Here is a 12,888-nt window from a genome sequence, read left to right on the forward strand (position 1 = left end):
TCCTCTCAGTGCGCCGCTGGCGCCAGGGTTTCGGCGCTGCCGCCCAGGTAGGCTTCGATCACTTTCGGGTCGCTCTGGACAAGCGCGGGCACGCCTTCGGCGATCTTCTGGCCGAAGTCCAGCACCGTCACCACGTCCGACAGGGCCATCACCACGTCCATGTGATGCTCGATCAGGATGATGGTGATGCCGTGCTCGCGGATCTTGCGGATGATGGCCATCAGTTCCTTGATGTCGGGCGCCGTCAGGCCCGCCGCCGGCTCGTCGAGCAGCAGCAGGCGCGGGTTCAGGCCCAGCGCGCGGCCGATTTCCAGCAGCCGCTGCTTGCCATACGGCAGATTGCGCGCCTCTTCGTTGGCCAGGTCGGCCAGGCCGACGAATTCGAGGATGCTGGCGGCCCGCTCGCGCGCCGCCTTCTCTTCGCGCTTGTAGCGGGGCGTATGCAGCATCACGTCCAGCACGTTCGATTTAAACGTGTTGTGCAAGCCCACCAGCACGTTTTCCGTCGCCGTCATCTCGCCGAACAGCTGCACGTTCTGGAAGGTGCGCGCCACGCCGCCCAGGGCGATTTCGGACGGCGTGCGGCCGGAGATCACCACGCCGGCAAATTCCACCCTGCCCGCCGTCGGCTTGTAGATCCCAGTCAGCACGTTCATCATCGTGCTCTTACCCGAGCCGTTCGGCCCGATCAAGCCGTGCACGGAACCCTGCGTGACGTTCAAGTCCACCTGGTTCAGCGCTTTCAGGCCGCCGAACTGCATCAGGGCATGTTCCACGCGCAGCAGGGTCGCGCCCTGCTGCCCGCCCTGGGCGTGGTCGAACGGCGCCACGCCGTGCGAGGCGACGGCTTCCACATGGCGCCGGCCCTTGCCGATAAAGCTCATCAGGAAGCCGACGATGCCGTCCTGCAGGTAGTACACGACAAATAAGGTCATCAGGCCGAAGATGGTCAGACGCCAGTCGACCATGTTTTCCAGCTTGTACGAATACGCGGCCAGGCCGATGGTGGCCACCAGGGGCACGAGCACGCCGCGCACGGTGGAACGCTTCTTCGCCAGCATGATGATGGATCCGATCACGCCCAGCACGGCGGCGCCGACGGCGATCTTGCGGAACAATTCGATATCCGACAGCAGGCTGGGCAGCATGACGACGATCAGGGCGCCGATCAGGGCGCCGGAACGCGTCTTACGCCCGCCCATGATGACGGCCAGCAGAAACAATATCGTCAGCTCGAAGTTGTAGGTATTGGGCGAAATGTATTCTTCCGAATACGCATACAGGCTGCCGGCCAGGCCCGCGAAACCGGCGCTGATGACGAAGGCGTAGACCTTGTAGCGGTACACGGACACGCCCATGCAATCCGAGGCGATGGGGCTGTCGCGCAAGGCTTCGAACGCCCGGCCCAGGTTCGATTTCAGAATGCGGTGCACCACCACCAGCGAGATCACCAGCAGCGCGGCGACCATGTAGTAATACTCGACCTCGGAAAGCTTGTGGCCGAACAGGACGGGCTTGTGGATCTTGATGCCCATCGGCCCTTCCGTCAGGAAGCTCATCTCATTGATCAGGATTTGCACGATGGTGCCGAAGGCCAGGGTCACCATCGCCAGGTAGGGCCCCGTCACGCGCAGGGCCGGCAAGGCCAGGATGGCGCCGAAGACGGCCGCGCCCAGGATGCTGGCGGGGATGGCCAGCCAGAACGGCGCGCCCAGCTTGAACACCAGCACGCCCGTGGCGTAGGAACCGATGCCGAACAGGCCCGCGTGGCCCAGCGACACCTGGCCCGTGTAGCCGACGACGATATCGAGACCGAACAGCAGGATGGCATAGATCAATATGGTCTCGGCCAGGTGGATGTAATATGGGTTCGGAATGACGATGGGGAACAGCGCGAGCACGGCCAGTCCCGCCGCGCTCAACGCCAGCATGGTGATTTTCTTGTTCATGTCGTCCTCAGACTTTCTTGATCGCGGCTTTGCCGAACAGGCCGGACGGCTTGATGGCCAGCACCAGCAGCAGGAGCAGCAGACCTGGCACTTCCTTGTAGCCGGTGGAGATGTAGTAGCCGGTGGTCGTCTCGGCGATGCCCAGGATCAGCCCGCCGACGATGGCGCCCACGCCCGACGTCAGGCCGCCGATGATGGCCACGGCAAACGCTTTCAAGCCCAGCGAAGCGCCCATGGTCGCACCCGTCAGGGTCAGCGGCGCCACCAGCACGCCCGCGAACGCCGCCGTGGCCGACGACAGCGCATAGGAAAACGTGATGACCATGCCCGTGTTGATGCCCATCAAACCGGCCGCGTCGCGGTCGTTGGCCGTCGCCACGACGGCCTTGCCATAGATCGACTTGCGGTTGAATACTTCCACGGCCAGCATGATGGCCAGCGCGCCGACGATGACGGCCACCTGCATCTGCTGCACATTGGCGCCGAATACCTGGAACGGCGCGGCCGACAGCGGCGACGGGAACATCAGGTCATCCTTGCCCCAGATGTTTTCCGCCACGTTCTTGAAAATGATGGCCAGCGCGATGGTCGACATGATCCAGCCGAATTCGGACTTGATCTTGATGGCGGGCCGCACGCCTATCCATTCGACGAACACGCCCTGCAAGGCGCCGAAGACGATGACGATGGGGATCATCAGCAGGTAGCTCATGTACGGCCCGCCATGGATGGTGCCCACCAGGGAGAGGCCCACGAGCGCGCCCAGCATCAGGGATTCGCCCTGGCCGAAATTGAGGGTGCCGGAAGTGGCAAAGGTCAGCTGGTAACCGAAGGCGATGACGGCATAGATCATGCCCAGCGCGATGCCGCTGAAGACGAGCTGCAGGAAGATTTCCATGGTATTCCCCGGAAGACGAAAGATGAAAAAATGGCCAGTCCTGATTCCTCAAGGCTGGCCACTGCGCGGCGACTGTCCGCCAGGCTTATTTCGCGAGGACGACCTTGCCGTCCTTGACTTCGCCAAACACGGTCAGGTCGGCCGTGATCGCTTCATGGTTGGTCTTGCTGAACGGTTTGTTGTAGGTGGTGACGGCGCCTTCCACCTTTTCGTTCAGGTTTTCCAGCGCGGCGCGCACTTTCGGGCCGTCCGTGCCGCCCGCCTGCGTGATGGCCGCGGCCAGCAGGTAGATGGAATCGTAGCCTTGCGCGGCCGAGACGGCCGACGGCATGCGTCCGCCCGATGGCTTGTAGGCGGCCACGTAGGCGTCGATGAAGGCCTTGCGCTTCGGCGTGCTGGCGTCCTGGATGAAGGTTTGCGGCATGCGCGTGCCATTGCCGTTCTTGCCCGCGTTGTCGATGAAGTTACCCATGGCCAGGGTCCAGCTGCCGATCAGCGGCACTTTCCAGCCCAGTTTTTCCATGCCGTTGGCGATCTGCGCCAGTTCCGGGCCGATGCCGTAGGTCAGCACGACTTCCGCGCCCGCCTGCTTGGCTTTCAGCAACTGGGCCGTCATGTCGACGTCCTTGATGTTGTATTTTTCCACGACGACGGGCTTGATGCCCTTCTTGTCGAGCGCCTTTTCCAGATCTTCGCGGCCCAGCTGGCCATAGTTGGTGGAGTCGGCCAGGATCGCCACTTTCTTGAACTTGCGGTTTTCGATCGCCTCGTGCACGATCATGCCGGACTGGATGGTGTCATTGGCCGCATTGCGGAAGATGTAGTTTTCCGGCTGGTCGGCGAATTGCTTGGTGACGATGGAACCCGTCGCCACATTATTCATGACGGGAATCTTCGCTTCCTGGTAAAAGCGCTGCGAAGCGAGGGCCACGCCCGTGTTGATGTAGCCGACGGTGGCGGCGACCTTTTCCTTGTTGATCAGTTCTTGGGCGATCTGCACGCCGCGTTCGTTCTTCGCTTCGTCATCGCGCTCGATGAGCAGCAGGGAACGGCCCAGCACGCCGCCCTTAGCATTGATTTCAGCGACGGCCAGCTTGACGCCGTCGCGCATCGACACGCCCATCGGCGCGGAACCGCCCGTAAACGGTCCGGACACGCCGATCTTGATGGGGTCGGCTGCGACTGCCGCCTGCGAGAAACCCAAAACCAAACTTGCCACGAGCAATTTCTGTTTCAAATTCATTGTCATCTCCTCTGATACAACGTTTTTAATGCCACTTATTTTTATAGTCGTACGCTGGATAACCGCCCCATCGATAAATCATTGTAGGTGAGTAAACATGCACCAGCAACAACTACATATGACGCGTCGCAACATGCGGAAAAGCCGCAATTGCAGGCCTGTTGTCAGTCTTTTGTAAGGAAAATATGGCGCAAATTGACACAGGTGCGACACCATGACACACGATGCATATGTCTGATCTGCGTCAAAAGTATGGCGATGCAATGGTGATATGGTCATTGAACCAGGGTCAACCGGCCATGGCGGCAATCCCTTCCCTACCATGGAGACCCTATGCGCCAGCCCATGACAAGCATCTGCGCCTGCCTGCTGATCGCCGGCATGAGTAGCGCCTGCAAGAACTTCACGCCGGTCGACAAGTTCGCGGGACAGACGGTGGCGATAACGGAAGTATTCAAACCCATGCTGACCCACTCCATGAGCAGTTGCACCAATAATGTACGGCGCAACAGCATCATCACCGACCGCCCCTACGTTGCGCAGGAAACGGAACAGGACCTGCTCCGGCGCTGCAAGGACTATGCGGCGCAATTGGCGGGCACAGCCGAACTGAACGATGTATTGAAACGCTACGCGGAAGTACTTGCCGCGCTGGCCAACGACAAGCTGGCGAACTACAAGGAGGAGATCGGCGCCCTTGGCGGTTCGCTGGGCGCCTTGCAGCAGTCCGGCGGCATGGCGCCGGTGCTCGACGCCGACCAGCTGGACAAAGTCACGCGCCTGAGCGCGCTGATCAGCCAGATTGTCACGCAGCAAAGACAGCAGTCGGGAATCAACGAATTGCTGGCGCGCGAAGACGATATTTATATCATCAGCAATGCACTGAAAAAATATGCGCAGCAAAACTACCAGGCCAATCTGCACGACGAGAGCCTGACGCTGGCATCCCTGAATCGCTCGCTCGACAACGCTGCCGCCAGGGAACCCGTGACCAGCAACTATCTGAAGGCCAAGCTCTACCTTGACGGGCGGCAACTGCAGGAGCGTGGCAAGGTCATCGACGCCTATCTTGCCGCCATGACGGAATTGCAAAACAGTCTCAGCACCTTGCGCGCCAAGTCCATGCAAGACCCGGCATTAGAGCGTCAACTGGACACTTTTGCCAAGCAAGTCGATACCCTGCAAAAACAGGCCGCCAATTATTCACCATCCCCCTGGTAGGAGTCGGACATGGGCAACGTTATCGCACTCGATGAAAAACAAACCACGGAAATCGCCGACAAGCTGGCACAGGCCTCGAACCAGGTACTGGAGCTGCGCATCGCGCTGACCGACCGCACGCCGCCGACGCCGTCAGCCGTGCTGCATGATCTCAAGCAATATGAAAGCCACCTGGATCAGATGGTGTCCTTTTTCCGCGCCCACGGCATCTACCTGATCAACCAGAGTGCGCAGCAGGCATTGGCCAATGTGAACACGGCCATCGACCAAGGCAGGAAAACCGTGGCCGACATCGGGCACACGCACGCGGCCATCAAGGCAGCGGCCGGCCTGCTGGACCTGGCCGCCGCCCTGCTGTCGCGCAACCCGCTGGCCATTGCCGAGGCTGCAAATAGCCTGCGAACCTGACCTGGCGGACAATCACGGCTCTTCGGCCCTGTGCCCCATCGCATGCGTGGCCATTTTCAGGTACAGGTTTGCCTGTTCCTCGCTGTGCGCATAGCCCATGCGCCCTTCGGCCAGGGCGACGGATTTCTGCTGCAGCGCTTCCGGGTAATCCAGGTCGCAGGCGGCATCCAGCCAGTGACGTGCCTGTTCCTGATCAGTCTCCTGCAGCATGTTTGCCACGATGAACATGGCTGGCGCCACGCCGCGTTGCGCGGCCAGTTCCAGCCAGCGCAACGCGGCGGCGCTGTCCTGCGGCCCACCCATGCCGTTCTTGTGCATCAAGCCCAGGTAGTACGCGGCAGGACCGCCGCCCTGCCCCGCCGCGTGCTCGAACAGGGCGCGCGCCTGCGGCTGGGTCGCCTCGCCCGCGCGCATCAAGACCTTGGCCTGGGCCGTGAGGTCCGGCCCTGCCGATGCCAGCGGCGATACGGCCAGGGCGATGGCAAACACCCATGCCTTCATTTCGACAGGTCGAGCTGATACAGCGCAAAGCCCTTGCCGGCACCGTCATCAAGCTTCAACTGCGTGACGTTGTCGATGCCGGCCGCTTTCGCCAGCTCGATCACGTTCGGCGCGGAATGGAAGACCACGGGGCCTTTCGTGGCAACCCTGGCGAAGCGCCAGCTGCGCGCGGAACCGTTTTTCGCGCGCGTCAGGTGTTTCTGCTGCGTGACGTAGGCGATCAGCAGTTCGCGGTTGTTGTCGGGCGAGGCCACCACCGTCTTGCTGCCGTCGAGGCCAGGGAAATTGCCGCCGCCGCTGGCGCGGTAGTTATTTGTCGCGATGAGGAATTCCTGGCTGGCGTCCACCGGCTTGCCCTTGAACGTCAGGCCCTGGATGCGACGGCCCGGCGGCTGCGTGACGTCGATCTGGTAGCGCACGTCGGCGCTGGTGAGCGTGTCGAAGTTGTAGCTCGGATGGGCCGTGTTGACCAGTTCCTGCGGCTCCGCCTTGTGCGGATCGATGGTATTGAAGCGCCGCGCCGACTGCTCCAGCCAGGCCTTCAATTCGATGCCGTTCATCTTCACGCCGTACAGCGCGTTCGGATACAGATACAAATCGGCCGCGTTGTTCAGCGCCACATTGCCCGCCTTGACGTCCGTGTAGTCGGACACGCCCGCCGAGCCGCTCTTGAACGGGGACGACATCGACAGCACGGGCAGACTGGCATATTGCGGCAGGTTCGCCTTGACGTAGGCGGCCAGGTAGCCCGATTGCGCCTGGTTCACCACTTCGATGGCGCTGACGTCGCCCACATCGGCAAAATACGTCGACATGCGGAAGTCCGTGGCGCCGACCGGTGTCTGCACGTAGGCGATCGTCGCCGCGTGCTCCTCGGCCACCAGCGTGGCGATGGCTGCATCGGGCTGGACGTAACTCTTATCCGCGTTCTGGATGCCGCGCGCTTCCACCGTCGTGGCGCTCTTGTCGACCACCCACTGCTTGCCGTCGTGGCGCAGGCGCAAACCGATCACGCCCAGGTGCTTGCCCCACAAATTGGCCATCACGGTCGGCACGTCATTGACCAGCCCTTTGACCTTGTCGACGCCGGGCAAATTAAACTGCGGCACCGTGCTGGCGGCGTTCGGGAACAGCTGGTGCGAGTGGCCGATCAGCATGGCGTCCACGCCCGGCACTTGCGACAGGTAGTAATTGCCGTTTTCCATGGTCGGCGAGTACGGGCTGTCATCGAGCCCGCCGTGCGAAATGGCCACCACCAGCTCGGCGCCCCTGGCGCGCATCTCGGGGATGAATTTTTCCGCCGTCTCGCGCACGCCCTGCGTGTAGACGCGGCCTTCCAGCCAGCGCTTGTCCCAGGCCATGATGGTGGGCGGCGCAAAGCTGATGATGCCCACCTTCACGGTGGCGGTAATGGCCTTGCCATCGGGGCCGGTGGCCGTGATCTGCTTGTCGATGATGTGATATGGCGCAAACAGGGGCTGGCCCGTCTTGACGCTGTAGACGTTGGCCAGCACTTGCGGGAATGCGGGGCCGGCGCAGCGCGGCTTGCTGGCGTCGACGCTGTCGACGTCGAAGCGGTTGCCCGTCACCTGGCTCAAAAAGGCCAGGCCGTAGTTGAATTCGTGGTTGCCGATGCCGCCGCCGTCCACTTTCAGCAAATTCATGGCCTTGTAGATGGCCAGGGTCTGGTCGCAAGCCAGCGGTTTCACGAGGGCCTGGTAGTCGGCCAGGGCCGTGCCCTGGATGGTGTCGCCGTTGTCGAGCAAGAGATTGTTCGGGAACTGCGCGCGCGCCTGGGCGATCAAGGCCGCCGTGCGTTCCAGGCCGATCGAGGGTTCCGCCTGCAGCTTGTAGTAATCATAACTGAGCACATTCGCGTGCAAGTCGGTCGTCTCCAGCAGGGCCAGGGTGGCGCTGCTGCCGGCCGGCGCGGCCGATGGCGACCGGGCGGGTCCCGTGGCGGCGGGCGGCAAGGCGCCGCAGCCGGCCAGCAGCAGCGGTAACAGGGCGAGACGGGGAAGTTGAAGCATGATGTATTCCTGTGGAAAGACAATATCGCCAGCATCATACGCAGCACGGCAGCCCCTATCAAGGCAAAAATATTGTCGTAAATACAGCAAAATCGTCATTTTATTGCCCCGTGCGGCAGCAATTGCGCCGCGGCGGCAGCGGAAACGCGCCGCGCTCGCGTATAATTCAGGGTTTGATTTCACCATAGAAGACCAGAACATTATGGAAGCCGAACGCATCAATATCATCTCCGCCCTGCTCAACGACCTGACGGTCCGCGAAGCCGAACTTCGGAGGTATCTTTGACTTCACTGTCAAGTCGGAGAAACTAGAGCAAGTCAACGAAGAGCTGGAAGATCCGACCGTCTGGAACGATCCGAAGCGCGCCCAGGACCTCGGTAAAGAGAAGAAGGCGCTGGAAGCCATCGTCTTCACGCTCGCCAAGGCCGATGCCGACCTGCGCGACACCCGCGACCTGTTCGACATGGCCCGCGAAGAAGGCGACGACGAGACCCTGGAAGCGATCGAGCAGGACGTGCAGGAAATCCGCAAGGTCATCGAAAGCATGGAATTCCGCCGGATGTTCAACAATCCGATGGACCCGAACAACTGCTTCATCGACATCCAGGCCGGCGCCGGCGGTACGGAAGCCCAGGACTGGGCCTCGATGCTGCTGCGCCAGTACCTGCGCTATTGCGAACGCAAGGGCTTCAAGGTCGAAATCCTGGAGCAGTCCGACGGCGAGGTCGCCGGCATCAAGACGGCCACCCTGAAGGTCGAGGGCGATCACGCCTACGGCTTCCTGCGCACGGAAACGGGCGTGCACCGCCTGGTGCGCAAGTCGCCATTCGACTCGGCCAACGGCCGCCACACCTCGTTTACGTCGCTGTTCGTGTATCCGGAAGTCGACGATTCGATCGAGATCGACGTCAACCCGGCCGATATCCGCGTCGATACCTACCGCGCGTCGGGCGCCGGCGGTCAGCACATCAACAAGACCGACTCCGCCGTCCGCATGACCCACGCGCCGACCGGCATCGTGGTGCAGTGCCAGAACGACCGTTCGCAGCACCGCAACCGCGCCGAAGCGATGGAAATGCTGAAAGCGAAGCTGTACGAGCATGAACTGCGCAAGCGCATGAGCGAGCAGCAGAAGCTGGAAGACTCAAAGACGGACGTGGGCTGGGGTCACCAGATCCGCTCCTACGTGCTGGACCAGTCCCGCATCAAGGACTTGCGCACCGGTTTCGAGACGGGCAATACCAAGGGCGTGCTCGATGGCGACATCGACGACTTCATCTCCGCCTCGCTCAAGCAAGGCGTGTAAGGATGAACGCATCCGCTCCGGCGCAGCGCGCCTTCCTGTTCGACATGGATGGCACGATCGTCGACAACATGGCCTTCCACACGACGTCGTGGCTGGCGTTCTTTGAACGCCACGGCCATGCGCTGGACGCGGACGCCTTTTTCCGCGACACGGCGGGACGGCAGGGGCACGAAATCATCGCCAAGTACCTGGGCGCGGATGCCGACCACGCCACCCTGCTGGCGGAAAAGGAAGTCGTCTACCGCGAACTGTATGGCCCGCACCTGGCCACGGTGCCTGGCTTCGACCGGCTGATCGCCAGCGCGCGCCAGGCTGGCGTCGGGCTGGTGGTGGGCACGGCCGCGCCGGACGAGAACATCGCGTTCACGCTCGATGGCCTGGACCTGCGCCACCGCTTCGACGCCATCGTCGGCGCCGCCGACGTGGAACGGGGCAAGCCGCACCCGGACGTTTTCCTGAAAGGCGCGCTGCTGGCCGGCGCGCTGCCGCAAGACTGCATCGTCTTCGAAGACGCGCCCCTGGGCGTGGAAGCGGCGCGCCGCGCCGGCATGCGCGTCGTGGTGCTCACCACCACCCTGCCGGCCGAGGCGTTTGCCGCCTTCGACAACGTCATTGCCATCGTGCCGGATTTCTCCACACTCGACGTCGACGCACTGTTTGCCAGCGTGGCGCCAGCGCTGGCGCCACATCATCAATAATCACCAACGAAGAACACCATGACTACGGATATCCAAGAACAAGCCGCCGCCCCCGATGAAAACAAGATCATCGCCGAGCGCCGCGTCAAGCTGGCAGCACTGCGCGAACAAGGCGTCGCCTTCCCGAACGATTTCCGCCCCGAGCACAAGGCGGCCGACCTGCACGCGCAATACGGCGGCAAGACGCGCGAAGAGCTGGAAGCCGAACCTGTCACCGTGGTGCTGGCCGGCCGCATGATGCTCAAGCGCGAAGCCGGCAAGAAAGCCGCTTTCGCCACCCTGCAAGACGCCTCCGGCCCGAAGGCCGACGGCCGCATCCAGATCTACGCCACCTTGGACCTGACCGGCGAAGCGGCCATGGCCGCCCTGCACCACTATGACCTGGGCGATATCCTGGGCGTGACGGGCACCCTGTTCAAGACCAAGACGGACGAACTGACCATCAAGGTCACGGAACTGCGCCTGATCACCAAGTCGCTGCGCCCGCTGCCGGACAAATTCCACGGCCTGGCCGACCAGGAAACGAAGTACCGCCAGCGCTACGTCGACCTGATCATGAACGAAGAGACGCGCCGCACCTTCAAGGCGCGTACCGCCGCCATCTCGTCGATCCGCCGCTTCATGGAAAAGAACGAGTTCATGGAAGTGGAAACGCCGATGCTGCACACGATCCCGGGCGGCGCCGCGGCAAAACCGTTCATCACGCACCACAATGCGCTGGACATGCAGATGTTCCTGCGCATCGCGCCCGAGCTGTACCTGAAACGCCTGGTCGTGGGCGGCTTCGACCGCGTGTTCGAGATCAACCGCAACTTCCGCAACGAAGGCGTGTCGATCCGTCACAACCCTGAATTCACGATGATGGAATTCTACGCGGCCTACACCGACTACAAATGGCTGATGGACTTCACGGAAGCCGTCATCCGCCAGGCCGCCATCGACGCGCACGGTACCGCCACCCTGACCTACGGCGGCCGCGAACTGGATCTGGCAAAACCGTTCCACCGCCTGACCATCGTCGAAGCGATCAACAAGTATGCTCCAGGCTACACCGCCGAGCAGTTGAACGATGCCGAATTCATCAAGGAAGAGCTGAAAAAATTCGGCGTCAAGCCGTTCGCCACGGCCGGCCTGGGCGCGTTGCAACTGGCGCTGTTCGAAGAGACGGCTGAAGCGCAGCTGTGGGAACCGACCTACATCATCGACTACCCGGTCGAAGTGTCGCCACTGGCGCGCGCTTCCGACACGGTGGCCGGCATCACGGAACGCTTCGAGCTGTTCATGGTAGGCCGCGAAATCGCCAACGGCTTCTCCGAGTTGAACGACGCGGAAGACCAGTCGGCCCGCTTCCTGGCGCAAGTCGCCGCCAAGGACGCCGGCGATGAAGAGGCGATGTTCTACGACGCCGACTACATCCGCGCGCTGGAATACGGCATGCCGCCAGCCGGCGGCTGCGGCATCGGCATCGACCGCCTGATGATGATCATCACGGATTCGCCGAACATCCGCGACGTCCTCCTGTTCCCGCATCTGCGCCGCGAAGAGTAATCACGGACGCAAGCCGATAAAAAGCCGCCTGGTCTCGCGATCAGGCGGCTTTTTTACTTCTACGGCCGGCCGTCAGGCGTCCAGGGTCACGCGCTGGTGGCTGCGGCTGGCCTGCTGCGCCGCCAATGCGGTGGCGAGCGCGCGCATGCCGTCGTCGCCGGTGGCGGCAGGCTGTCCTTCGCCGCGCATGGCGCGCTGGAAGGCGCGCACCGAGCGCACGTACAGGTTTTCATGCTCGACGGGGATGTCGACCTTGCCGCCGTCGCGCGTCAGGGTAATGCTGCCGACAGGGCGCTGCGTCATCACGCCGGTGGCGAAGATGGTGCCCTTGGTGCCGATGATTTCCACGCCGGACAGCGAATGCGGCGCATTGAACGCATCGTGCACCTGCACCAGGGTGCCGTTGTCGAACTCGATGACGGCCATCAGGCCCTCTTCCAGCCCGGCCACCGTCATGCCGCCGCTGGTGGCGCAGGCAGTGACGTGGCGCGGCTCCGCATCCAGCAGGAAGCGCAGGGTGTCGACGTCGTGCACGAACATGTCGAGCGTGACGCCGCCCGACTCCGGCGCATCCAGGCGCCAGCCGCGCAGGTGCTGCGGCAGGTTGTTCGCGTGCAGTACGCGGCAATACAGGGGCTGGCCGATCTCGCCGGCGCGTATCAGCTCGCGCACCTTGCCGTGGCTGGCGGCGTTGCGCAGGTGGTGGTTAATCCCCAGCACCACGCCCGCTTCGGCGCAGCCGTCGACCATGCGGCGGGCGTCGTCCAGGTTCAGCGCCAGCGGTTTTTCACATAGCACGTGCTTGCCGGCGCGCGCCGCCTGCAAGGTCTGCGCCATATGCCATTCGTTGGTGGTGCTGATGTACACGGCGTCCGCGCCCGGATGCGCCAGCGCCGCTTCGAGGTCCGTATAGCTGGCGGCGATGCCGAACTGCGCGGCAAAAGCGGCGCCGCGCGCGGCGTCCTTGCTGACCACGGCCAGCACTTCCGCGTCGCCCTGCTGGCGGATCGCGTCGACCATCCATTCGCGCGCCACGGTGCTGGCGCCGGCCAGTATCCATCCGATTTTCTTCATTCGATTCTCCC

General features: G+C 62.8%; 12 protein-coding genes. 6 read left to right on the top strand and 6 right to left on the bottom strand.

Annotated features, from left to right (window positions below; translation table 11 throughout):
• Window positions 1-5 precede the first annotated feature (5 nt).
• From O3299_RS09285 to O3299_RS09295, 3 genes are all read right to left on the bottom strand, one after another.
• Window positions 6-1,949 (bottom strand): ATP-binding cassette domain-containing protein, encoded by a 1,944-nt coding sequence (locus tag O3299_RS09285; RefSeq protein WP_305062133.1) that lies wholly within the window; start codon window positions 1,947-1,949, stop codon window positions 6-8.
• A gap of 7 nt (window positions 1,950-1,956) precedes the next feature.
• A complete protein-coding gene (locus O3299_RS09290; RefSeq protein WP_034782923.1) occupies window positions 1,957-2,847 on the bottom strand; it encodes a branched-chain amino acid ABC transporter permease in 891 nt (296 codons plus the stop codon).
• A gap of 85 nt (window positions 2,848-2,932) precedes the next feature.
• Complete coding sequence (locus tag O3299_RS09295) at window positions 2,933-4,090, bottom strand: ABC transporter substrate-binding protein (RefSeq protein WP_046682990.1); 1,158 nt, start codon at window positions 4,088-4,090, stop codon at window positions 2,933-2,935.
• Between the two features lie 345 nt (window positions 4,091-4,435).
• Here O3299_RS09295 and O3299_RS09300 point away from each other — a divergent pair, with 345 nt between their 5' ends.
• Together O3299_RS09300 and O3299_RS09305 are read left to right on the top strand one after the other, a co-directional pair.
• Window positions 4,436-5,311, top strand: a complete 876-nt coding sequence (locus O3299_RS09300) for a hypothetical protein (protein ID WP_305062134.1) — start codon at window positions 4,436-4,438, stop codon at window positions 5,309-5,311.
• Window positions 5,312-5,320: 9 nt separating this feature from the next.
• Window positions 5,321-5,719: a hypothetical protein gene (locus O3299_RS09305; RefSeq protein ID WP_251348366.1), complete on the top strand. Its 399-nt coding sequence runs from the start codon at window positions 5,321-5,323 to the stop codon at window positions 5,717-5,719.
• A gap of 12 nt (window positions 5,720-5,731) precedes the next feature.
• Here O3299_RS09305 and O3299_RS09310 read toward each other — a convergent pair whose 3' ends face one another.
• Together O3299_RS09310 and O3299_RS09315 are read right to left on the bottom strand one after the other, a co-directional pair.
• Window positions 5,732-6,208 carry a tetratricopeptide repeat protein gene (locus O3299_RS09310; RefSeq protein ID WP_305062135.1) on the bottom strand — a complete coding sequence of 159 codons (477 nt, stop codon included), beginning with the start codon at window positions 6,206-6,208 and terminating at the stop codon, window positions 5,732-5,734.
• An 8-nt stretch (window positions 6,209-6,216) separates the two neighbouring features.
• Window positions 6,217-8,250: a bifunctional 2',3'-cyclic-nucleotide 2'-phosphodiesterase/3'-nucleotidase gene (locus O3299_RS09315; protein WP_305062136.1), complete on the bottom strand. Its 2,034-nt coding sequence runs from the start codon at window positions 8,248-8,250 to the stop codon at window positions 6,217-6,219.
• On the opposite strand from O3299_RS09315, the gene O3299_RS09320 reads away from it, so the two are divergent.
• The 4 genes from O3299_RS09320 to lysS all read left to right on the top strand — a co-directional run bounded on the left by O3299_RS09320 (window position 8,249) and on the right by lysS (window position 11,803).
• Window positions 8,249-8,536, top strand: a complete 288-nt coding sequence (locus O3299_RS09320) for a hypothetical protein (protein ID WP_171984906.1) — start codon at window positions 8,249-8,251, stop codon at window positions 8,534-8,536. The genes O3299_RS09315 and O3299_RS09320 overlap by 2 nt on opposite strands.
• Window positions 8,453-9,557, top strand: a protein-coding gene (prfB, locus tag O3299_RS09325; protein WP_139143151.1) for a peptide chain release factor 2 whose coding sequence is annotated in 2 segments (ribosomal slippage) — window positions 8,453-8,533 and window positions 8,535-9,557 — 1,104 coding nt in all. Because the reading frame shifts where the segments join, the coding sequence is not laid out codon by codon here. The genes O3299_RS09320 and prfB overlap by 84 nt, the downstream gene beginning before the upstream one ends.
• Window positions 9,558-9,559: 2 nt before the next feature.
• Window positions 9,560-10,255 (top strand): HAD family phosphatase, encoded by a 696-nt coding sequence (locus tag O3299_RS09330; protein ID WP_305062137.1) that lies wholly within the window; start codon window positions 9,560-9,562, stop codon window positions 10,253-10,255.
• Window positions 10,256-10,273: 18 nt separating this feature from the next.
• Entirely contained in the window at window positions 10,274-11,803 is a 1,530-nt protein-coding gene (lysS, locus tag O3299_RS09335; protein ID WP_099667574.1) for a lysine--tRNA ligase, read from the top strand.
• Between the two features lie 72 nt (window positions 11,804-11,875).
• Here lysS and O3299_RS09340 read toward each other — a convergent pair whose 3' ends face one another.
• Complete coding sequence (locus O3299_RS09340) at window positions 11,876-12,877, bottom strand: Gfo/Idh/MocA family protein (protein WP_305062138.1); 1,002 nt, start codon at window positions 12,875-12,877, stop codon at window positions 11,876-11,878.
• Between the last annotated feature and the right edge of the window lie 11 nt (window positions 12,878-12,888).

The sequence above is a fragment of the Janthinobacterium sp. SUN176 genome (genome assembly GCF_030587335.1).
GTDB classification, from domain to species: Bacteria; Pseudomonadota; Gammaproteobacteria; order Burkholderiales; family Burkholderiaceae_D; genus Janthinobacterium; species Janthinobacterium kumbetense.

What these genes read in the sequence shown, in the direction of transcription:
- O3299_RS09285 (WP_305062133.1), bottom strand. Translation starts at nt 1,949, where the DNA reads ATGAACAAGAAAATCACCATGCTGGCGTTGAGCGCGGCGGGACTGGCC.
- O3299_RS09290 (WP_034782923.1), bottom strand. Translation starts at nt 2,847, where the DNA reads ATGGAAATCTTCCTGCAGCTCGTCTTCAGCGGCATCGCGCTGGGCATG.
- O3299_RS09295 (WP_046682990.1), bottom strand. Translation starts at nt 4,090, where the DNA reads ATGAATTTGAAACAGAAATTGCTCGTGGCAAGTTTGGTTTTGGGTTTC.
- O3299_RS09300 (WP_305062134.1), top strand. Translation starts at nt 4,436, where the DNA reads ATGACAAGCATCTGCGCCTGCCTGCTGATCGCCGGCATGAGTAGCGCC.
- O3299_RS09305 (WP_251348366.1), top strand. Translation starts at nt 5,321, where the DNA reads ATGGGCAACGTTATCGCACTCGATGAAAAACAAACCACGGAAATCGCC.
- O3299_RS09320 (WP_171984906.1), top strand. Translation starts at nt 8,249, where the DNA reads ATGATGTATTCCTGTGGAAAGACAATATCGCCAGCATCATACGCAGCA.
- O3299_RS09315 (WP_305062136.1), bottom strand. Translation starts at nt 8,250, where the DNA reads ATGCTTCAACTTCCCCGTCTCGCCCTGTTACCGCTGCTGCTGGCCGGC.
- O3299_RS09330 (WP_305062137.1), top strand. Translation starts at nt 9,560, where the DNA reads ATGAACGCATCCGCTCCGGCGCAGCGCGCCTTCCTGTTCGACATGGAT.
- lysS (WP_099667574.1), top strand. Translation starts at nt 10,274, where the DNA reads ATGACTACGGATATCCAAGAACAAGCCGCCGCCCCCGATGAAAACAAG.
- O3299_RS09340 (WP_305062138.1), bottom strand. Translation starts at nt 12,877, where the DNA reads ATGAAGAAAATCGGATGGATACTGGCCGGCGCCAGCACCGTGGCGCGC.